This is a genomic window from Fibrella rubiginis (assembly GCF_017353185.1).
GTDB lineage: Bacteria > Bacteroidota > Bacteroidia > Cytophagales > Spirosomataceae > Fibrella > Fibrella rubiginis.
In genome coordinates, this window is sequence record NZ_JAFMYV010000004.1 from 177619 (window position 1) to 198391 (window position 20773).

16 protein-coding genes are annotated in these 20773 nt (G+C 52.0%); 8 read left to right on the plus strand and 8 right to left on the minus strand.

The window, feature by feature from the left end; translation table 11 throughout:
* Positions 1-175 precede the first annotated feature (175 nt).
* Positions 176-1093: a polysaccharide deacetylase family protein gene (locus J2I47_RS10115; RefSeq protein WP_207364455.1), complete on the plus strand. Its 918-nt coding sequence runs from the start codon at positions 176-178 to the stop codon at positions 1091-1093.
* A 15-nt stretch (positions 1094-1108) separates the two neighbouring features.
* Here the strand turns inward: J2I47_RS10115 and J2I47_RS10120 are convergent, their stop codons facing one another.
* Positions 1109-1630 (minus strand): acyl-CoA thioesterase, encoded by a 522-nt coding sequence (locus J2I47_RS10120; protein WP_207364456.1) that lies wholly within the window; start codon positions 1628-1630, stop codon positions 1109-1111.
* Positions 1631-1719: 89 nt separating this feature from the next.
* Positions 1720-3237 carry a glycine--tRNA ligase gene (locus J2I47_RS10125; protein ID WP_207364457.1) on the minus strand — a complete coding sequence of 506 codons (1518 nt, stop codon included), beginning with the start codon at positions 3235-3237 and terminating at the stop codon, positions 1720-1722.
* Positions 3238-3443: 206 nt separating this feature from the next.
* Here J2I47_RS10125 and J2I47_RS10130 point away from each other — a divergent pair, with 206 nt between their 5' ends.
* The gene (locus J2I47_RS10130) at positions 3444-4475 is read left to right on the plus strand and encodes a ComEA family DNA-binding protein (protein WP_207364458.1); all 1032 of its coding nucleotides are present in this window, start codon (positions 3444-3446) and stop codon (positions 4473-4475) included.
* A 155-nt stretch (positions 4476-4630) separates the two neighbouring features.
* On the opposite strand, the gene J2I47_RS10135 is transcribed toward J2I47_RS10130, so the two are convergent.
* The 3 genes from J2I47_RS10135 to rbfA all read right to left on the minus strand — a co-directional run bounded on the left by J2I47_RS10135 (position 4631) and on the right by rbfA (position 6724).
* Positions 4631-4834 carry a hypothetical protein gene (locus J2I47_RS10135; RefSeq protein WP_207364459.1) on the minus strand — a complete coding sequence of 68 codons (204 nt, stop codon included), beginning with the start codon at positions 4832-4834 and terminating at the stop codon, positions 4631-4633.
* Between the two features lie 207 nt (positions 4835-5041).
* Positions 5042-6259 carry an FtsX-like permease family protein gene (locus J2I47_RS10140; protein WP_207364460.1) on the minus strand — a complete coding sequence of 406 codons (1218 nt, stop codon included), beginning with the start codon at positions 6257-6259 and terminating at the stop codon, positions 5042-5044.
* A 75-nt stretch (positions 6260-6334) separates the two neighbouring features.
* Positions 6335-6724 (minus strand): 30S ribosome-binding factor RbfA, encoded by a 390-nt coding sequence (gene rbfA / locus J2I47_RS10145; RefSeq protein WP_207364461.1) that lies wholly within the window; start codon positions 6722-6724, stop codon positions 6335-6337.
* A 170-nt stretch (positions 6725-6894) separates the two neighbouring features.
* Between rbfA and J2I47_RS10150 the strand changes: the two genes are divergently transcribed.
* Together J2I47_RS10150 and J2I47_RS10155 are read left to right on the plus strand one after the other, a co-directional pair.
* A complete protein-coding gene (locus J2I47_RS10150) occupies positions 6895-8316 on the plus strand; it encodes a hypothetical protein (RefSeq protein WP_207364462.1) in 1422 nt (473 codons plus the stop codon).
* Positions 8317-8488: 172 nt separating this feature from the next.
* On the plus strand, positions 8489-9307 hold the full coding sequence (locus J2I47_RS10155; RefSeq protein WP_207364644.1) for an LOG family protein: 819 nt from the start codon (positions 8489-8491) through the stop codon (positions 9305-9307).
* A gap of 95 nt (positions 9308-9402) precedes the next feature.
* On the opposite strand, the gene J2I47_RS10160 is transcribed toward J2I47_RS10155, so the two are convergent.
* The gene (locus J2I47_RS10160; RefSeq protein WP_207364463.1) at positions 9403-10194 is read right to left on the minus strand and encodes a hypothetical protein; all 792 of its coding nucleotides are present in this window, start codon (positions 10192-10194) and stop codon (positions 9403-9405) included.
* A gap of 95 nt (positions 10195-10289) precedes the next feature.
* A complete protein-coding gene (locus J2I47_RS10165) occupies positions 10290-10652 on the minus strand; it encodes a hypothetical protein (RefSeq protein WP_207364464.1) in 363 nt (120 codons plus the stop codon).
* A 128-nt stretch (positions 10653-10780) separates the two neighbouring features.
* Between J2I47_RS10165 and J2I47_RS10170 the strand changes: the two genes are divergently transcribed.
* The 4 genes from J2I47_RS10170 to J2I47_RS10185 all read left to right on the plus strand — a co-directional run bounded on the left by J2I47_RS10170 (position 10781) and on the right by J2I47_RS10185 (position 18745).
* The gene (locus tag J2I47_RS10170; RefSeq protein ID WP_207364465.1) at positions 10781-12451 is read left to right on the plus strand and encodes a helix-turn-helix domain-containing protein; all 1671 of its coding nucleotides are present in this window, start codon (positions 10781-10783) and stop codon (positions 12449-12451) included.
* Positions 12452-12701: 250 nt separating this feature from the next.
* Positions 12702-15758: a SusC/RagA family TonB-linked outer membrane protein gene (locus tag J2I47_RS10175; protein ID WP_207364466.1), complete on the plus strand. Its 3057-nt coding sequence runs from the start codon at positions 12702-12704 to the stop codon at positions 15756-15758.
* Positions 15759-15772: 14 nt separating this feature from the next.
* Positions 15773-17344, plus strand: a complete 1572-nt coding sequence (locus J2I47_RS10180) for a RagB/SusD family nutrient uptake outer membrane protein (RefSeq protein ID WP_207364467.1) — start codon at positions 15773-15775, stop codon at positions 17342-17344.
* Positions 17345-17446: 102 nt separating this feature from the next.
* Entirely contained in the window at positions 17447-18745 is a 1299-nt protein-coding gene (locus J2I47_RS10185; protein WP_207364468.1) for a SusE domain-containing protein, read from the plus strand.
* A 70-nt stretch (positions 18746-18815) separates the two neighbouring features.
* On the opposite strand, the gene sppA is transcribed toward J2I47_RS10185, so the two are convergent.
* Positions 18816-20618 (minus strand): signal peptide peptidase SppA, encoded by a 1803-nt coding sequence (sppA, locus tag J2I47_RS10190; RefSeq protein WP_207364469.1) that lies wholly within the window; start codon positions 20616-20618, stop codon positions 18816-18818.
* Positions 20619-20773: the final 155 nt, after the last annotated feature.

Sequence of the window (20773 nt, forward strand, 5' to 3'; positions counted from 1 at the left end):
TAGCTCTCCGGCGAGACAGCAAGTGTGCAAATAATTCTACGTGAACAGTAGACGGCCTTTCCACTTTATGCCTGCTGGCAACTGGTAAATAGGTCTGCCAACAATCTATTACTTCGTTGGGATAAGTTCGGATCACGTCGAGAATGGCTATTTTTGACCAAACTGAAATCAAACCATGTTTACCCGTAACGCTCTACTCCTTGCTGCCTTAGTTGCTGCCCTGACGACAGGCTGCGACAGCAAAAAAACCGGCGAAAGCCAAACCACGGCAACGACCGCCTCCGCTACCACCGAAACGGCCTCCACACCCACAACCGACGGAGCTGATACCAGTGCCACTGCCACGTCAACGCCAATTCCAGCTGGCAAAATTGCCGACGCGCCCACCATCATTGCCCGCAAGCAGGTGCCCATCCTGTGTTACCATCAGATTCGTGAGTGGCGCAGCACCGATTCGAAAGGTGCCAAAGATTACATCTGCCCCACCAGCGTTTTCGTGCAACAGATGCAGATGTTGAAAGACAGCGGGTACCACGCTATCACCGCCGACCAGCTCTATGCTTACCTGACCACAGGAGCCAGCCTGCCTACCAAACCCGTGTTTCTCACCTTCGACGATGGCGACGAAGATCAGTACACCAATGCGTTGCCGATTTTGAACAAGCACGGTTTCAAAGCCATGTTTGGTATCATGACGGTGGCCATTGGCCGGCATGGCAAACAGCCCTACATGAGCAAAGCACAGATCAAAGATCTGGCCGACAAAGGCCATGAGGTATGCTGCCACACCTGGGATCACCACAACGCCAAGAAGTACACCGCTGCCGACTGGAAGACCCAAGCCGAAGAGCCCAGAAAGTTGCTGGAAGAAATCACCGGCAAGCCAGTGAAGTATTTTGTGTATCCGTTTGGCCTCTGGAACCACGAAGCCGCCGTTGAATTACAGAAAATGAAGTACCTGGCTGCTTTCCAGCTTGCCGACAAGAAGCGCGACGAGCAGTATCCGCTCCAGAGTATCCGCCGCATCATCGCCAGCGGCTACTGGTCAGCCAAAACTCTGCACAATAACATGTTGGGCAGTTTCAAGGGGTAATTCTCACTGGATGCTTCATTTTGCATCCAATAAGCTGTGCTTGATCTCGCGAATCCGATCATTGAACGGCATGGTGTGGATGTCGTCGCCGGGTAGTTTAATGGCACCCAACAGATCCATCACAGCGGGGTGGTGCGGAATACGCTTGCCCGTTTCCACACTGATGTATTTAGACGTGACCCAAAGCACATTTTTAAGCTGTTCCTTGCGGTCGTCGGTCATGTAATATTCGGTGATGGTGGTGTCGGTATCGAAGTAGACTAACCGCGACATAATGCGGATCCATTCGCTTACCAGCGCGGGCCGCACATAGGCTATCTGGTGCTGATACACAACCCAGCTTGTTTTCAGTTCGCGAAATAGCTGTGCCGGGGCGAAGCCATACAGTTTGGCTACCTGATCTTCGCGCGCATTGAAATAATAGTCAAAGTATTTGGCGTTGTTGAGGTGCTGAAGTGGGTCGCAATCCTGAAACCGGATGATCGTCCGCGACTCCGTCTCAACCGGATACGTCCGGGTCGGGTCAAGTTGAAACATAAAAGCTTTCGTCGTTTTTTGTCTGACGGCTACTGTCTAACGTTTAGGTGACCCCATCTGGACGTTGGACAGTAGCCGTTAGACTGTACTTACAATTTCTCTAGAATTCGCTCCATCGATACTTCGTGCCCAATACGGGCTTTGAGCTCGCTTATGGGCACACGGATTTGCTCGGTGGTGTCGCGGTAGCGAATCGTGACGGTATCATCTTCCAGTGTCTGGTAGTCAACCGCGATGCAGAAGGGTGTTCCGATCAGGTCCTGCCGGGTATATCGTTTACCAATGGCGTCGCGCTCCTCGGTGATTACGCGAAACTCAGACCGGAGCGACTTCATAATCTGCTCGGCTTTTTCGGGCAAACCATCTTTTCGTACCAGCGGGAAAATCGCAGCTTTAATGGGAGCCAGCGCCGGATGCAGCTTCAGGTACGTCCGCTCCTTTTGAGTGTCGCCTTCGCCAACAGTTTCCCTAGTAAATGCATTGCAGAGCGTGGCCAAAAATAGCCGGTCGGCCCCGACTGATGTTTCCACTACGTAGGGGATGTAGTTGCCATAGGGCTTACCGGTGGCGGGGTCTACGTCGTTATCGAAGTATTGCTGCTTCTTTTTGCTCAATTCCTGGTGTGCTTTCAGGTCGAAATCGGTACGGGAGTGGATACCCTCCATTTCGCGGAAGCCGAACGGAAATTTGTACTCAATATCGACGGCTGCGTTGGCGTAGTGTGCCAGTTTCTCGTGGTCGTGGAATTTCAGGCGCTCAGCAGGGAGGCCAATGGCCTGATGAAACGCCATGCGGCTGGCTTTCCATTTATTATACCAGTCCATTTCGGTGCCGGGCCGCACAAAATACTGCATTTCCATCTGCTCGAATTCGCGCATCCGGAACGTGAACTGCCGCGCAACAATCTCGTTACGGAAGGCCTTGCCAATCTGGGCAATACCAAACGGCACCCGCATCCGACCCGTTTTCTGCACGTTCAGGAAATTCACAAAAATACCCTGTGCAGTCTCCGGACGTAAATAGATGGTGCTGGCATCGTCGGCCAGTGACCCTACCTGCGTTGAGAACATCAGGTTAAACTGCCGTACCTCGGTCCAGTTGGCATTGCCCGACACCGGGTCTTTAATACCCTCGGCGATGATCAGGTTCCGAACACCCTCAAGGTCTTCGGCACCCAACAACCGGCCCATCTCGGTGAGCAGCGCCTGCGACCGGGCCTCATCACCCGCGTTGGCATACTCTTCGGCTTTGGCTTCCAGCAATTGGTCGGCCCGGTACCGCTTCTTCGAGTCACGGTTGTCGATCATTGGGTCGTTGAAAGAATCCACGTGGCCCGACGCCTTCCAGGTAAGCGGATGCATAAAGATGGACGCGTCGATGCCCACCACCTCGTCGTGAAGTTGGGTCATGGCCTTCCACCACACTGATTTAAGGTTATTCTTTAGTTCCACGCCGTTCTGACCATAGTCATACACGGCCTGAAGCCCGTCATAGATTTCGGAAGAAGGAAACACAAACCCATACTCTTTGGCATGGGCAATGATGTCCTGAAGCGTAGTAGCCGGTGCGGCAGAAGCCGAATGATCGGTCGGGGTATTGCTCGTCATAATGGCCGCAAAGATAGGTTTTGCCCGCATTACGGAACGCGGCTTGGGCAGATTAGGCAGATTAACGGCCATAAGCTATCCGACATAAACAGTGCTATAGTAATAAAAGAACCGTAACGTAAGCCTATTTATGGTTTGCCCACGTGGCAGAATCTAGCAATACTGCTTAGCTTGCGGCACCACCGTATCTAAACCATAACTCCTTTGTGCTGAAACGACTACGCGCTTACATCATTGATTTTTTTGCCATTGGGCACAACGAAGCCAAGGGCGTCATTCTTCTTATTCTGCTCACTTTGCTGTTTCTGATTTCGCCCTGGCTTTACCGCTGGCTCCGCCCCGATGTGATCAGCCACACCGATGCCGCCGACCAACGAAAACTCGACAGCCTGGTGGCTCTCATGCGCGTAGATGGCGAACGGGATGAACAGGAACGGTTTGGTAACCGGCACAATTATAACTCGGGCGGGAGCGGGTCGCGGGGGCAAGATCAGCACTTGTCTGAGCAATACCATGAAGCGAAGCCATTTCCCTTTGATCCCAACACCGTGAGTGTGGCGGGTTGGCAGCAGTTGGGCTTGCCCCGTTGGCTGGCCGAACGTATCGACAAATACAGAACTAAGGGCGGGCAGTTCCGCAGGAAAGAAGACCTGCTCCGTATTTATGATTTCCCACCCGAGGCCTACGAGCAACTGGAGCCCTATATCCAACTGGCAACAGCCGGAAAGCCTACCGCTAATGACTATACGCCCCGGTCGACAGACAGGACTGAAGAAACCGGGGCAACACAGCCTGCAGGTACCGCTCCTACCCGCGAACGGTTTGTGAAGTACCCAATCCAGCCGTTTGATATTAACACAGCAGATACTACGCAACTGATTGCGCTCAAAGGCATTGGTTCGAAAATGGCCAGCCGTATCATTAGTCACCGCGATGGATTGGGTGGATTCGTGTCGTCAGAGCAGTTCAAAGACATTTACGGCATGGACTCTATTAATCTGGCCGAACTGACGTTGTACGGGCAGATAAAATCGCAGGTACGGAAGATCCCGGTCAATACTGCATCGGCAGCTGACCTCGACCGGTTTCCGTTTTTGTCGCGGCGGCAGGCAGAGGTTATTGTAAATTACCGTACGCAACACGGCGCTTTTACGTCGATAGAATCGCTAAAAGCCGTGCGGGTGCTGGATACCAAAACGATTAACAAGCTAACCCCATACCTGGCTTTCCAGCCTTAAGGCATCTAAAACAAAAAACCCCGCCGGTGGAGCAGGGTTTCTCAAGTCTCAAGTTACGATAGGTCAGGTAAGCTTATCAACAGGGTGTTACTCTTTAATTGGCCAGGCTACGGATTGGTAAGCTACTCATTCAGTCACGGAGGCATCGGAATCCATTAAATGAAACGGGGCACTACTTTTTTGTGTGCCCAAAAGGTGGGCAGGCCGCTAGTCATATAAGCACCAATGGGCTTATTGGCTAACAATTGAAATAATTTTTCATCAGTCACCGGCACATAACCCGCCGTTGATTTTGCAGAGCCTTTATACAGTTCATCGCCCATGAGCGATGAAAGCAGGACAAATTGATCAAGATTCATAGGTGGTTCTCAGTAGGTTTTGTAAGTACTAGCAAAGGTCTATAGGCGTTATTGGCTTTGCAACTTTTGTGGGGAAAATCTTCCACAGTTATCAGCCAGATTTACTTAAATCTATTTAACGGGAAAATTAAGTATTTATCTTATCTGAACAAGCGTCTATTCAATCAGACGAGCCCTTTAGCACTAAGTAACAGGCCTTATTGAATTTTAATTCGCCCCTTCGTTGGCGGCTCGTTGGGCCGGAAACCAGGAAGTCAAAACCGTGACCACAATAACTATGCCTCCCGTGATAATAATGTCATTTGTCTGCACAGAAACTGGATATGCGTTAACCAAACCGGCAGAGGTGCCTAGCTCAACCAAGCCAAAGCGCTGTTGCAGATAGCAAAGAAACAGGCCAAGCAACAGGCCAACACCGGCACCCGTCAGCGCAATGATGGTGCCTTCGGTCATAAAGATGCGCCGAATCAGCGCGGGTGTGGCCCCCATAGACCGCATGACTCCTATGTCGGCCTTTTTCTCTAGCACCAGCATAGACAACGAGAAAAAGATGTTGATGCTGGCCACCAGAATGATAAAGGCCAGGGTGATGGTTACAAACAGTTTTTCGATCCGGATAGCCCGGTACAGCCCCCGGTTTATTTCGTCGCGGGTCTGTACCTGCCAGTTAGCACCGGCTTGCTGCTGAAGGGCAGTCTGCACCTCATGCTCGTCGCTACCTGGCTTTAATTTGACCTCAAGGCTGGCATAATCATCCGGCCCATAGCCCAATAGCTCGCTGGCTATGTTGAACGGCACAATAACCAGATCAGTATAATTTGGAGAAGGGACAAAAAAGACCCCTGACACACTAACCTGCTGCTGGCGGAATGATTCGGGCGTGAGTGATGACAGTCGGCGGTTTCGTTCGGGAAACAGTAATTCGAGTGTCGTCAGGGGGTCTTCGGGTGAGATACCCAGGCTATTGCGGACCCCGTCGGCTACCAGGGCGTAGTTGACTCCGTTACGTTGTAAAATTTGCCGCCCCTCAACCATGGCCGTATCGAGCCGGTGCTGTTGCTGAAACGTGCTGTCTACACCTTTCACCCGCACTACGGTTTGTCCATCGACATAGCGGGCCAGCGCATTGTCGGTGGCCACGGCCGTAATCACCTGAACGTCGGCCAGCTGGCGCAATTTAGTCAGCAACGCCGGGGTCATAGTCTGCCGTTTTCCCTGCACTGGCGACAAAGTCAAATCGGCATCGACCGATTTGAAAAGCTGCCGGTTTAGCTCTTCCATGCCGTTGAACACCGACAGCACTACCACCAGGGCCATTGTGCCAACACCCACTCCCAGCATGGAGAGCACAGACAGGTAACTGATAAAGCTGCGTTTTTTTCGGGAAAAGAAATACCGGCGGGCAATGAAAGCGGAGAGGTTCATGGGTGATTGAGTGATTAAGCCAATAGGTGAACAGGCGTACGTTGGTATCAGCCTGTTCACTTATTGGCTTAATCACTAATTTTCTTCTTCTTCTGTAGCAGGCGGGATAACGATACCCGCGAAGAGCTTATCCATCTTCTCGGCGTATTCGGCGGTGTCATCGAGGAAAAACTGAAGGTCTGGTACAATGCGCAGCTGATGCCGAACGCGTTCGCCAAGCAGTTGACGGATGGTGCGGCTCTTTTCCTGAATGGCTTCCATCAGCATGGCTCTGTTTTTGGCATTCAACAGGCTCAGATATACCCGCGCGATACCCAGGTCGGGCGATACACGCACGTTGGTGACGGTGATGAAGACTGCCCCGCCACTCAGGCCATTGAAGGCATGCGTCAGGTCGCGCTGGAAGATCTCGCCGAGATCTTTCTGTAGCTGGCGCGCTACCTTTTGTTGTCGTTTTGATTCCATAAAACAAATATCCTGAACTTCACGGGTGTTTAAGCACCCGCAGATAGGTTACAGGCTGATTGGAGCTAACAGGGATGGAGGCGTTTTGGTGCCGGAAGTAGATGGCTGTGCCGAAAAGGGCGTATTTTTGTCAATTAACAGGTTTTCAATCGCCAACCGCCCTCCTTTCCTTGCTCAGTTTTTTTCGCTCATTCGCCCCCTATCAATACGTCAGTTTACTGGTGCTATTGTTACTGTTGCGGTTGCCTCTGCTCATCAAGCCATTCCCACTGCTGGTTCCTGAACTGAACTGGATGCTCGTTGGCGAACAGATGCGGCACGGACATACCCTCTACCGCGACATTTGGGATAACCTGAGTCCTCTTTCGGCGGGTGTGTACTGGCTTATCGATCTGGCCGTTGGGCGGTCGCAGGTAGTGTATTGGGCAGTAGCTACGGTGGTTTCGGTGTGGCAACTGATCTATTTCAACTACGTCATGAACGCACGGGAGATTTTCCCGGATCGTACGTTCTGGCCGGGTCTGTTTTACACGTTGTTTCTTAACCTGTCTTTCGACTGTACTACCCTGTCGCCCACACTGCTCTCTACAACGTTCCTGTTGTTGGCCTTTGGGGCTATCGTTAAGCAGCTCACCCAGCGGCAGGGCGCCACCGACGAGGTATTTGAAGTAGGGGTGTATGTGGGTATTGCGGCCCTGTTTTATCTGCCCTCGGCCCTGTTTATTGTCTGGGCATCGTTGTCGCTGCTGCTGTTTACTGGGGCTACGGTGCGGCAGCACTCACTAGCCCTTTTTGGCTTTGCCTTCCCCGTGCTGCTGGTTGTGCTCTATTATTATTTTACCAATTCGCTTGACGGCTTCAATCGTAACCTGCTCACATCAGTGTTTCGGGTGCGGCAGTATGACCTCAGCGATTTGAAGACCCTGGCCCTGTCACTCGTAGTACCCCTCACGGTGGGCGTGTTGGGCGTTTTAAGCCTGTTCAACAGTGCAAGCCGGTTTGTCAATTTTCAGCAACGGTGCCAGCAAATTATGCTGTTGTGGGCGTTTACGGCCCTACTTACTATTCCGTTGATGCCTTTTCTGGCCCCCATGCTCTTTATCAGCTTTGTACCGCCAATGGCTTTTTTCGCGGTGCTGTACTTCAGCAGCATCCGGCGCGTATGGCTGCGCGAACTGCTCTTTCTGGGGGTACTGCTGTTCATGGCCGGTGTGCTGTATCAGGGTGCACTTGCCCTGTTTCCCACCGACGTTGGGCAACTGACTAATCTGCGCGTGAAACGGTCTGAATTGCCCGAGACGGTGCGCAACCGGTCACTGCTGGTCATTGGTGATGACCTGAGCGCCTATCGTTATAACCGTCCGGCTACACCCTACCTGAACTGGGATTTGGCCAAATATGACCTGAGGAATTTAGACAACTATGAAGCCGTTATCCAGGTGTATGACCACTTCCGGCAAGATCCTCCCGACTATATTGTTGATCGGCAACAAGTAGTACCCAAGTTGTTTGCCCGGGTGCCGGCACTGGCTGTGCAGTACCGGGCTACTGGTACCGCCGGTTTATACGAGCGCATAAAGCCAGGGCGGTGACCAAAGAATTAGTCGTCTTTTTGAACAGAATGCCCCCTGCCTGCGGTTATTAATTTCCCCCGACACCTGCTGTGTGGCGGAAAAGACCGCTGCCAGATGGCTACCAGGCTTACAAAACAAAACCATGGAAACAGTAAATCAGGCGGATGCTGCTCAGGCAGCCCCGACCGCAATGCCCGCGCCGGCACCGGCTCAGGGATCAAAAGAGAACGTACAACGTTCTGAAACACAGACTACTCAGCAGATAAATAAAGATCTTCATAAGCGTGATGAGTTGCTGCTTACTCCCGACGAAATGCGGATTAAAGAGGCATTTCAGGACCGCAACTGGAACGAAGTAAAGACCGCCGATTCCTGGGTTATCTTCAAAGTAATGGCTGAGTTTGTGGAAGGCTTCGACAAGCTGGCTCAGATTGGCCCCTGCGTGTCTATCTTCGGGTCGGCGCGTACCAAATCGGAAAATCCATATTATAAGATGGCCGAAGAGATTGCCGCTAAACTGGTTCGCCACGGTTATGGCGTGATCACGGGCGGGGGTCCGGGTATAATGGAAGCCGGCAACAAAGGTGCCTATGAACAGGGTGGCAAATCGGTGGGGTTGAACATTAAACTGCCTTTTGAGCAACACAGCAACGTGTATATCGACCCCGACAAGAACATCAACTTCGACTTTTTCTTTGTGCGGAAAGTGATGTTTGTCAAATATGCGCAGGGGTTTGTAGTTATGCCCGGCGGCATGGGTACGCTCGATGAGTTGTTTGAAGCACTCACGCTGATCCAGACCAAAAAAATTGCCCGGTTCCCCATCGTACTTGTGGGAAAAGCGTACTGGAAAGGGCTGCTCGACTGGATTGTAAACACCATGCTCAACGAAGAGCATAACATCAACCCCGAAGACATGAAGCTCATTAGCCTTGTCGATACCCCAACCGAAGCCGTCAAAGTAATTGACGACTTCTACGACAAATATCTGATGAAGCCCAACTTCTAGTTGAAGCATAACGAGTAAACGAGCGAAGGGCTTATGCATGGGAACATCCTCACGCATAAGCCCTTCGCTCGTTTATTGGTTATGTCTGTCGCTTTCTAATTGAAAAACGGAAAGGCTACGGCCAGATAGGGCATGCCACCGGTGCGGTTACGGAAACGGCGATTGTCGTCGGCAGCGTTGCGAATAGTTGTCGTGTATTCGGTGGTGATCCACTGGTAGCCAAGCTTGACGCCCACCCGTTGGTTGATCAGTATTTTAGCATATACCTCCGTTGCCAGTGTACCTATGCTGTTATCGCCCAGCAGTTGCAGGTTCGCCACAGTGGGTTTAGCAGACTGCCTGGTGGCATCGACACCATTGGCTCCCTTCGTGAAAAAAGCCGTTGAATCACGGCCGGTAGAGGCTTTGACCGTGTAATAACCGTTTTGCGATATATATTGCCCCACCCTTGTCAGACCCAGCGTTAGGCCAAGAATGTCGGCACTGGCACCCAGTTCAAGCGGGCCAAAGCGCAGTTGCAGCCGGGCACCAAAATTAAGGGAGGTGCCTGAGGCACTACTCATCCGAAGTGTATCCAGGTTGGCAGCCACGATGGGTGCGCCCAGCGCATAGAAACCTGTTTTGCCACCCCGCGACAGGTAAGCCGGGGCGGTGGTATAATCCAGATTATCGGCGTAGAATGTGCGGAACGTGCTGGTCCAGCCAATAGACAGCATTTTATTCTGCGTCAGGTTCAGCAACTGATAGTATGTGGCCGATGGGCTAAGCACGTTTGATTTGAACGAGGCACCCACTTCTATACCCGAGCTAAGACGGCTTGAAACGGGGGCTTGGGCAACGGCACAAAAGGGCAGACAGGTGAGCAGCAGGAACTTTAGTTTATGCATAGTCGAAAAAAAGTCAGAGACCGTTATGGTCTCTGACTACGTTGGAACTGATGGCAAATATAACCGAGACCACCGAAGAAACGCCCTTGTTGCTACTATGCGGCTTCGAAATGCGATGCCTGCTTTAGCGTACGTTCGTTACCATTTTCGGGGTCATTATAGGTGTAATCGCCTACTTCGACCGACAGCTTTTTGCCTATTAACTGGTTGGTGTCCAACTTTTTATCTGCCTTTATTTCAAGTCCTACTGCCCGGAAAAGGTCCATAATAATGGGCATACCGGCGGCCGATGTATAAAAGCGCTGGCTCACAAACCCGTCTTCATTTTCCATACGGCAGGCAAAGAAGGGCACTCCCTTGTATTCGCTCTTACCCTCGTCGACGTGCGTAATTTCGACTTCATGGCGCCCATCTGGCAGGAATGGCTTGTCGAGCCCTTCTTCTACGTTAATTTTCATAAGCTTGTTGAGTTTTGCATTGTACTTTAGTAACACATTCTGGTGGGGCAGTGTTAGCACGTAGCGGTAAATTAAGCCTGTTTTTAGCCCTTAAAGAACCCGCCCTGTCATCCATTTTCAGCAGTCAAATGCGTAACTATCTGTTGCTCGGGCTTTTGTTGTTTGTTGCCGCTGCCAGTTCGGCGCAGCAAAAAACAACCGGGCCGACTTACCGATTCGTGGTTACGGATTATCCACCCAATACACCACACGACGCTCAGCTCTTTATCACGGGTACATTTAACAAATGGAATCCGGGCAATCCTGCCTACCAGCTCAAGCATCAGTCAGATGGCACCTACACGGTGTCGATACAGAGCAATCTGGACAAACTGGAATATAAGTTTACCCGCGGCGACTGGTCGTCTGTGGAAGGGCGTGACAGTGGAAAAGCGCGCGTAAATCGGGTTGTGTACCGGGCAGCAACCGGCGTAGATCAGGAGGTTGATATTACCATTCAGTCGTGGGAAGATTTGTCGGGTACGTTTCATTTCTATTCGCTTTACGACCTGCTGATGCTCTTTGCCGCCTTCCAGGGGCTACTGTTGCTGATTGCTATTCCGGGCATTCAGAATAATAACCAGACAGCCAACCGGTGGCTGAGTTTGCTGCTTGGCCTTACATCGGTGCTTATTTTGGTGCGGACCGTGGCGGCTTACCGTGATGTGGCACAGGCCTATACCAAGTTGCTGCTGCTACCCGACCTGCTGCTGTTTCTGTATGGGCCGTTGCTCTACATATACCTGCGCAAGCTGCTCTTCAACACGGCGCGGCCCGCATCGGGCTGGTGGCGGCATTTTGTTCCGGCTATCATCCAGGTGTTGGTGTATATGCCTTTTCTGTTAACCGACAACAAGGAACTCCAGCTTAAAATAGTAAATCGTGACCCGTGGCTACAGGGCGTTTTTCTGACGGTGGGCGTATTGGCCCTGGTTTATAACTGCTTTTATTGGCGGCTGTGCTGGCGGGCTCTTCGCACCTACCGAAATCAGCACGACCTTAGCCAGTCAACTGAGCCACAGGTGCACTACCTCAATACAGTATTGGGTATTCTGGCCGTGTGTCTTGGTTTGTGGGCGTTCTTTTTTGTGTTAATCGGCACCAGTAGTCTGGCTTCATTCGACACGATAGCCATTGCCGAACGCTACGTTGATTTCATCTGGCTCACGCTGTCGAGTATTGTTTACCTGCTGGGCTATTATGCTATTCATCAACCTGAACTGTTCAAGCTGCCCGACACGGAACACCTACCGCTGCTGGAAACAGCCCCCCTTTACACAGCCGGACAGGAATTGAACGTCCTGACAAAACCACTCGACGCTGGTGTCAATGCTTCTGTCCCACTGTCTATAGAAAGCCAGGCATCTGTTGCAGACGACTCTCCCCGAACCACCGATGAGATCGAGGCTACAAAGCGGCAAATTGATATTTACATGTTGCGTTACAAGCCTTTTACCAACCCAAATCTTACGCTGGCCGAACTGGCTGCCAAGTTGAAAATGCCTCCGCATGTGCTGTCGAAGGTACTGAACGAGGGCTATGACAAAAACTTTTTTGACTTCATCAACACCCACCGCATCAACGAACTGAAGGTGCGTTTGCACAACCCGCAATTTCGGTCTTATACGCTGCTGAGCATGGCTCTTGAGGTAGGTTTTAATTCAAAAACAGCCTTCAACAGGTCGTTTAAGAAATTGACAAACCAGACACCCAGCGAGTACTTAAATACTCACACGGAATTGATAAAGCTGGCCGACTAAACCTGGTTTGGTTAATTTATTTCCTATTCGTCGTGCCATATTCATAAAACGGCACGTATCTCATTAACGCAAGCATCTCGTTATCAGGACATTAGTCAATATTTTGACTGCTGTTCACTATAGTTATACATAACTATAAACTGGAACGACAGACAGCATATATGAATGGTAGTTTTGTAAGATAAAGTTGTCTCAGTGTAAGGACCTGAACCAACTGTTTGTCTCATTCAACCAATCAAAGTTTTAGCAAATGAAGAACCTCTCTGTCAGAAGGTTTTTGGGGACGCTGTCGATAAACGTTAGCTCGTTGACGGTGTTCCTCCTGCTTATCGTACTTGGCACTGGCCGGGCGATGGCGCAGGACCAGACAATCACCGGTGTTGTTACCGAAACAGACGGTAGCCCACTACCCGGTGTAACGGTGGCACTCAAGGGAACATCACGCGGGGCCAATACCGACGCTACCGGCAACTACCGCATTCTGGCACCCGCCAATGGTATCCTGGTATTTAGCTTCGTCGGCAAAACGCCACAGGAAGCTGCCGTTGGGGGTAAGTCAGTTATCAACATCACCCTGGCCGACGATTCCAAGAATCTTCAGGAGGTAGTGGTAACAGGTTATGGCACGCAGCGTCGGAAAGACCTGACCGGCTCTATTGCGGCTATTTCATCGGAAGAGTTCCAGAAGGGTAACATTGTGGTTCCCGAACAACTCATTGCCGGTAAACTGGCGGGGGTGTCTATCACACCACCCAGCGGTCAGCCGGGGGGTGGCAGCCAAATCCGGATCCGGGGGGGGTCGTCGCTCAACGCCAGCAACGACCCACTGGTGGTGATTGACAACGTAGCCGTCGACAATTCGAACGTATCGGGTGCATCAAACGCGCTAAGCCTGATCAACCCCAATGATATTGAGACTTTTACCGTATTGAAAGATGCCTCAGCGGCGGCTATCTACGGTGCCCGTGCTGCCAACGGCGTTATCCTGATTACCACCAAGCGTGGTGCGTCGGGTGCTCCGCGTGTTAGTTTCAGCACGCTGGGGTCGGTGTCGATGATTACCAAAAAGCTGCCTGTTTTCACGGGTGATGCCTACCGGGCACTTATCAACGACACGTCGCCGGAAGCCAATTTTGCCAACGCCGACCAGCGGAAGCTATTGGGTACGGCCAATACCGACTGGCAGGACCAGATTTACCATACAGGCATTAGCAACGATAACAACATCAGCGTAGCGGGTTCAATGAACAACATCCCCTACCGGTTGTCATACGGCTACACGACCCAGAACGGTATCCTGAAAACGTCGAATTTCCAGCGTAACTCGGTAGCTCTTAACCTGTCGCCAAAGTTCCTGAATAACAACCTGCGCGTTGACATCAGTGCCAAGGGGTCGATTATTAACAACCGCTTCGCCGACCAGGGTGCTATTGGTGCGGCTGCTTCGTTCGACCCCACCCAACCGGTGTATAGTGGCAACGAAAAATTCGGCGGTTTCTACGAATGGCTCGACCCTGCTACGGGTCGTCCCAATGCACTTTCCACCCGCAACCCGCTGGGTCTGCTCTATAACAAGGAAGACCGCAGCCAGGTAAACCGGTTCATTGGTAATGTTCAGCTCGATTACAAACTGCCGTTTCTGACTGGTCTGCGTGCCAACCTGAACGTAGGTCTGGATGTGTCATCGTCGAAAGGCACCATTTTCATCCCAGCCTATGCCGCAGCTGGCTTTGCGCGTGGTTTCAACCGCCCCGGCATCACGGGTGATTTGGGCGCCACGGGCGGCACCAACAACCAGTATTCGCAAACGCGGAACAACAAAACGCTGGAGTTTTACCTGAACTACGCTAAGGATCTTAAGTCGATCAATAGCCGCGTTGACGTAACAGGCGGTTATTCATACCAGGATTTTATCCGCGACGAGCCCACCTATGCTGATAACCTGGCCGATGGTCGGCAACTGAACCCGGCGGGTATACCGTTCAACACGCGGTACACATTGCTGGCATTCTTTGGCCGGGCCAACTACACGTTCAACGAACGCTATACCCTGACTGCCACCATTCGTCGTGACGGCACGTCGCGCTTTGGGCCAACCGCCCGTTGGGGCTGGTTCCCATCGGTAGGGGCTGCCTGGAGCATTAAGGATGAGGCGTTCCTGAAAAACTCGACAACGATTTCGGCCCTGAAACTGCGGGTAGGTTATGGTGTAACGGGTCAGCAGGATCTCTCGGGCACGGGCGCCAGCAACTACGCGTACCTGCCTCGCTACAGTATTTCTGACCCTACGGCACAGTATCAGTTTGGCAACACATTCTACCCCACGCTCCGGGCCGAAGGTTATGACGCCAACCTGAAATGGGAACAAACCGAGTCGATCAACGCCGCTATTGATTACGCACTGTTTAACGGACGTATTTCGGGTAGCCTGGACTTCTACGACAAGAAGACCAAAGATTTGTTGGCCACTATTCCTGTGGCCGCTGGCTCGAACCTGACCAACCAGATTCTGACCAACGTGGGCAACCTGCAAAACCGGGGTGTTGAATTTACGATCAACACAACGCCCATTCAGAAAGAAGGCCTGAGCTTCGACGTAGGTTTCAACGTGACGTATAACGAAAACAAGATCACCAACCTCTCGAAAGTACCCGATCCAAACAACATTGGTATTTTGGTCGGCACGATCAACGGCGGTACGGGCAACACCATTCAGATTCAGTCGGTGGGGTATCCAACGAATTCGTTTTTCGTGAATCAGCAGGTATATGGTGCCAATGGGCGTCCGCTGGAAGGAGTATACGTTGACCGCGCCGCCGATGGTGCCATCAACATCAACGACCGCTACCGGTACCAGACGGCTAACCCGAAGGTGCTGCTGGGCTTCACGTCGCAGCTGACAGCGGGCAAATTCAACGCCGGTTTTGTGTTGCGGGGTAACTTCGGCAACTACGTATACAACAACGTTCGGTCAAACACAGGCACTTACCAGAGCCTGGTTAACTCGCTTGGCTTCCTTTCAAACGGGTCTACCAACGTGCTCGATACGCGTTTCCGCAACCAGCAGTTCTTCTCAGACTATTACGTAGAAAACGCTGCGTTTTTGCGCATGGACAACCTGAACCTGGGCTACAACTTCGGTCGTGTGTTTGGGGGCCGGTCGAACCTGCGGGCATCGGCTACGCTGCAGAACGCCTTCGTGATCACGAAGTACAAAGGCCTTGACCCCGAAATTGCCGGTGGCATCGACAACAACTTCTACCCTCGTCCGCGCACGATCTCGGTAGGTCTCAATCTTGATTTATAATCAGCCAACAAACCATGTTCAAATTCACCATAAAAGTGGGCGTGCTGGCCATGTTGCTGGCATCTGTTACGGCCTGTGTCAATGACCTCGACCGGGTGCCCAAGTACGACGTAACGTCGGCATCAGTCTATGCGGACCCGGCCAATTATAAAAGCGTACTGGCCAAGCTCTACGCCATCCTGTCGGTAAGCGGGCAGCAGGGACCTGCTGGCAAACCCGACATTTCGGGTATCGACGAGGGTACGTCTAACTACATGCGCTTGCTGTGGAAGTTGCAGGAACTGCCCACCGACGAGGCCAAGATTGCCTGGAACGATGCTACCATCCAGGACATCAACAAGATCACCTGGTCGTCGAGCGATGGCTTCATTACGGCCATGTACAACCGGATTTTCTATATGGTGTCGTTATCGAATGAGTTCATTCGCGAAACAACGGATGGCAAACTTAGCGAGCGGGGTGTTAGTGGTCAGGCGGCTACCGACGCCAAAGCCTACCGTGCCGAAGCCCGTTTCCTGCGTGCTCTGGCCTATTACCATGCCATCGACATGTTTGGGGCGGTGCCTTTTGTGACCGAAGCCGACGCGCCGGGTTCATTCCTGCCCAAGCAGATCAGCCGGGCCGAGTTGTTCAACTACGTAGAAAGCGAACTAAAGGCCATCGAGACAGAACTGGCTGCGCCCAAGGCAGGTGAGTATGGCCGGGCCGATCGCGCTGCCGCACAGGCCCTGCTGGCCCGGATGTACCTCAACGCGCAGGTGTACACGGGTACGGCACGCTACAACGACGCGGTGACATATGCCAAAAAGGTGATCGATGCTAACGCCTACAAGCTGGACGCTAACTACGCCAACCTGTTTTTGGCTGACAATAACACCTCGCCGGAGATTATCTTCCCGATTACCTTCGACGGTACGCGTACGCAGACTTTTGGCGGTATGACGTTTCTGGTTCACGCGGCCGTGGGTGGCAGCATGTCAGCGTCCAATTTTGGGGTTAACGGCGGCTGGAGTGGCATTCGTTCTACTAAAAATCTGACTGACCAATTTCCTGACGTAACGGCTACTGCTGACAAGCGGAGCCTCTTTTTCACCGACGGTCAAGAGCAGGACATTACCAACCTGGGCGATTTTACCAAGGGCATTCCGTCAACGAAATACAAGAACGTGACGTCGGCGGGTAAGCCCGGCTCATCAGATACGTTTGTGGATACGGACTTTCCGCTGATGCGTCTGGCCGACATGTACCTGACTTATGCCGAAGCCGTTGTACGCGGAGGCACAGGCGGCGATCTGGCTACGGCCATCAGCTATGTGAACCTGTTGCGCACCCGCGCTAAGGCAGCCCCCGTCACCTCGATCAACCTGGATCAGTTGTTACAGGAGCGCGCCCGTGAATTGTACTGGGAAGGTTACCGTCGTACGGACCTGATTCGGTATGACCGTTTTGCCGGTGGCACGTATCTGTGGCCCTGGAAGGGTGGCGTGAAAGAAGGCCGCGCTATCGACGCGAAGTTCAACCTCTACCCTATTCCCGCCTCTGATCTGGTGGCGAATCCTTCCCTAAAACAGAACACTGGCTACTAATCAACTAGCTATTTACTGTGCTGGTATTCGGTTGTTATATATTGCTTTTAGTAGATAACGACCGAATACCAGCACAGTAAATGACCAACAACCAACAAACCAATGTTTAAACACCTACAAAAACTGGCCCTGTTTGGCGTAGCCCTGGGGCTACTGGCTTCCTGCGAAAAGGAAGGTGTAAATCCTGTTCTGGACACGGCGGCGGTACCCGTCGTAACAGTATCGGCACCAACGGTAGTATTGACAAAAGATAACGGTGATAAAGGCGCTGATGCTCTGACGGTAAACTGGTCGAAACCCAACTACGGCTTCGATGCGCCAGCCAACTACACCCTGATGGTCGACAAAAAAGGGGGAGATTTTTCCAAGGCGGTGTCTATTAACGTAGGTACAGGCCTGACCAAGACGTTTAAAACGGCTGAACTGAACAAGTTGATCCTGGGTCTGGGTATTGCCCCTGCTGCCACTGCCGACCTGGATATGAAAGTGATGTCGGCACTCGGTGGCAGCACGGTGTTGTCTTCGGCATTAGCTTCGGTAAAGGCCACGACCTACCTCGATAAGCTCGACCTGAGCACAATTTGGGGGGTGGTTGGCGATGCTACTGCCAACGGCTGGGATGGTCCTGACCAACCCTTTTACAAAACGGCGAATCCAAACGAAATCGTTGCCTATGTAGGATTGAAAGATGGCGACATAAAGTTTCGGCAGAACAATAAATGGGACGTAAATCTGGGCGGCACACCGGCTAAGCTCTCCCAGGGTGGTGACAATATCAAAGTAAAAGCAGGCACTTACAAAATCACGCTCAACCCCACAGCCCTGACCTACAAGATTGAGCCATTTACCTGGGGTGTGGTTGGTGCTGCTACGGCCAACGGCTGGAACGGTCCTGACCAACCTTTTATGTATGATGCCTCAACGGATCAGTGGCGGGCTATCGTGAGCCTGAAAGCTGACGAGTTCAAGTTTCGTCAGAACAACGACTGGGCTGTTAACTTCGGTACTGGTGGCCCAAACAATACCCTGAAGGCAGGTGGTGACAACCTCAAAGTAGCCACTGCCGGTCTATATCTGATCACCGCCGACTTCAACAAGTTGACCTACAAAGTGGAACCCTACAACAGTTGGGGTATCGTAGGTAGCGCCACTCCTAAAGGCTGGGACGGTCCCGATGTGAACCTCATGCCCGACTTTGCCAACGAAGGCGTGTACTATGCCAACGGCGTTAAACTAACGGACGGCGAAATCAAGTTCCGCCAGAACAACAAGTGGGACGTCGAATACGGTGGAACCAACAACGCGTTAGTAGCCAAAGGCGCCAACATCGTTGTAAAAGCTGGCACCTATGACGTGAAGATTGACCTGAGCAGCAACAAATATTCGCTACTAAAGAAGTAAACCGAAGTAGTGATAAAAGAAAAAGCCCGTCTGTAACCAGACGGGCTTTTTTGTTGGAAAACTCAAGAGCTTACCGGATATCCATTTCAAACGGCATCCGGGCTTGTACGCCGTTTTGCAGCGTTTGCAGTTTCTTGATCTGCTTGATGTAAGGGGCCAGCGGACCCAGCGCGGCTTGCACTCGGCTGTTATTTTCGTCGTCGCCACCACCGAAATATTTCATGATCTTCCGGAATGAATCCTCCTGTGTAGGCAGGTAGCGGAGGCGATAGTCGCCATCTTTTAGTTTGGCTTCGTTGGCGGCTACTTTCACGGCCTCATCCAGCCCGCCAAGTTGATCAACCAGACCGATGGCTTTTCCCTGCGCACCCGTCCAGACACGCCCTCCGGCAATGGCCCGAACGCTGTCGATGGGCAGCTTGCGACCGTTGGCTACCTTTTGAGTGAAAGCCGCATAGATACGCTCTACCCCGCTTTGCAGCACTTTTTTGTCGAAATCCGTGAGCGGATGGGTGCCGCTGGGGAAATCGGCATGAGGGTTGGTCAGCACCCGATCGAAGGTGATGCCGAGTTTGTCTTTGAATAGATCCTGGGTATTAAACAGCAGCGCAAACACACCGATAGACCCCGTAATGGTGTTAGGCTGTGCCACAATCTTGTTGCAGCCCATGGCCATGTAGTAGCCACCAGAGGCGGCATAGTCGGAGAATGATGCCACAATGGGTTTCACCTTCCGGGTAAGCTGCACCTCGCGCCACATCACATCCGACGCCAGGGCGCTACCCCCGCCAGAATTGATGCGCAACACAATGGCTTTGATGTTGTCGTTCAGCCGCGCCTTCCTGATCTCGCCCGCAATCTTGTCTGAGCCAATGCTGTTATCGTCGCCGTCGCCGGTGTTGATATCGCCCGACGCAATGATCACGGCAACGCGGTTGCTGCTTAGCACCTTGTCTTCATCGTCACCCTCCTTGTCTTCCTCGCTGTCTGATTTGGCATTCTTGTATTTCGACAAACCCACGAAATTGACTTTCTTCTTATCGCCCAGCCCAAGCTGTTTTTTCATTTCGCCATCTATTTCGTCGTAGTAGCCCATGTTGGTCACCAGCTTCGTGCGCAGGGCGTCGGCGGGGCGTTGAATGGTCAGGTTATCGGCGAAGCGGCGAAGCGAGTCGACGGAGATGCCCCGACTTTTCGAGACACCCGCCAGAAAATGGTTGTTGATTGAATTCAGGAATGAACTGGTCTGTAGCCGGTTCGGCTCACTGATGTTCTCGCGCAGAAAAGGCTCCACAGCACTTTTAAACTCGCCTACACGAAAGATTTCGGGCTTCAGACCCAATTTATCCAGCGTGCCTTTGAAAAACGTCAGTTCAGCATTGATGCCGTTCCACTCCATGTCGCCGGCGGGGTTGAGGTAGATTTTGTCGGCCACCGAAGCAATGTAATAAGCCTTTTCAGTCATAGCCTCGGAGTAGGCATACACAAACTTTTTCGACGATTTGAAGTCAATCAGGGCATTACGCACTTCTTCCAGCGTGGCCCAACCCGCCTGCGGGCCTTTGGCTTCGATATAAATACCCTTGATGTTATCGTCGGTTTTGGCTTTTTTCAGTGCCTCCTTGATATCGACCAAACCAATGGCGCTCTCAGGACCGCTTCCTCCACCAAAGCGGGCGAATGGGTTTTCGGTACTGCGTTCCTGAATGGGTTCATTCAACTCTAGTTTCAGCACCGATTTACGCTCAATCTTGGTCTCCCCTTTCGACGAAGACGCCGCGCTGATAATGCCGGCAAAGATGATGACACTGAGCAGACTGAAAATAAAGAGACCAACCAGCACTGCTAATAAGAATTTCAAAAACTGTCGCATAACTCGATTGCGTAGGATATGTAGTTACTCAAAAATAATGGCCTACCCGCTGAGGTAAGCCATTTATTGGTTGAATGCGCGATATAGGGGATGAATGGGAGAAGGGTAGTTTAAAGTCTAAAGTTCAAGGTTCAACGTTGGCTGACGCGAGAATT

Coding starts and splice junctions, on each gene's coding strand:
- J2I47_RS10115 (WP_207364455.1), top strand. CDS start 176: ATGTTTACCCGTAACGCTCTACTCCTTGCTGCCTTAGTTGCTGCCCTG.
- J2I47_RS10120 (WP_207364456.1), bottom strand. CDS start 1,630: ATGTTTCAACTTGACCCGACCCGGACGTATCCGGTTGAGACGGAGTCG.
- J2I47_RS10125 (WP_207364457.1), bottom strand. CDS start 3,237: ATGACGAGCAATACCCCGACCGATCATTCGGCTTCTGCCGCACCGGCT.
- J2I47_RS10135 (WP_207364459.1), bottom strand. CDS start 4,834: ATGAATCTTGATCAATTTGTCCTGCTTTCATCGCTCATGGGCGATGAA.
- J2I47_RS10140 (WP_207364460.1), bottom strand. CDS start 6,259: ATGAACCTCTCCGCTTTCATTGCCCGCCGGTATTTCTTTTCCCGAAAA.
- rbfA (WP_207364461.1), bottom strand. CDS start 6,724: ATGGAATCAAAACGACAACAAAAGGTAGCGCGCCAGCTACAGAAAGAT.
- J2I47_RS10155 (WP_207364644.1), top strand. CDS start 8,489: ATGCCCGCGCCGGCACCGGCTCAGGGATCAAAAGAGAACGTACAACGT.
- J2I47_RS10160 (WP_207364463.1), bottom strand. CDS start 10,194: ATGCATAAACTAAAGTTCCTGCTGCTCACCTGTCTGCCCTTTTGTGCC.
- J2I47_RS10165 (WP_207364464.1), bottom strand. CDS start 10,652: ATGAAAATTAACGTAGAAGAAGGGCTCGACAAGCCATTCCTGCCAGAT.
- J2I47_RS10170 (WP_207364465.1), top strand. CDS start 10,781: ATGCGTAACTATCTGTTGCTCGGGCTTTTGTTGTTTGTTGCCGCTGCC.
- J2I47_RS10175 (WP_207364466.1), top strand. CDS start 12,702: ATGAAGAACCTCTCTGTCAGAAGGTTTTTGGGGACGCTGTCGATAAAC.
- J2I47_RS10180 (WP_207364467.1), top strand. CDS start 15,773: ATGTTCAAATTCACCATAAAAGTGGGCGTGCTGGCCATGTTGCTGGCA.
- J2I47_RS10185 (WP_207364468.1), top strand. CDS start 17,447: ATGTTTAAACACCTACAAAAACTGGCCCTGTTTGGCGTAGCCCTGGGG.
- sppA (WP_207364469.1), bottom strand. CDS start 20,618: ATGCGACAGTTTTTGAAATTCTTATTAGCAGTGCTGGTTGGTCTCTTT.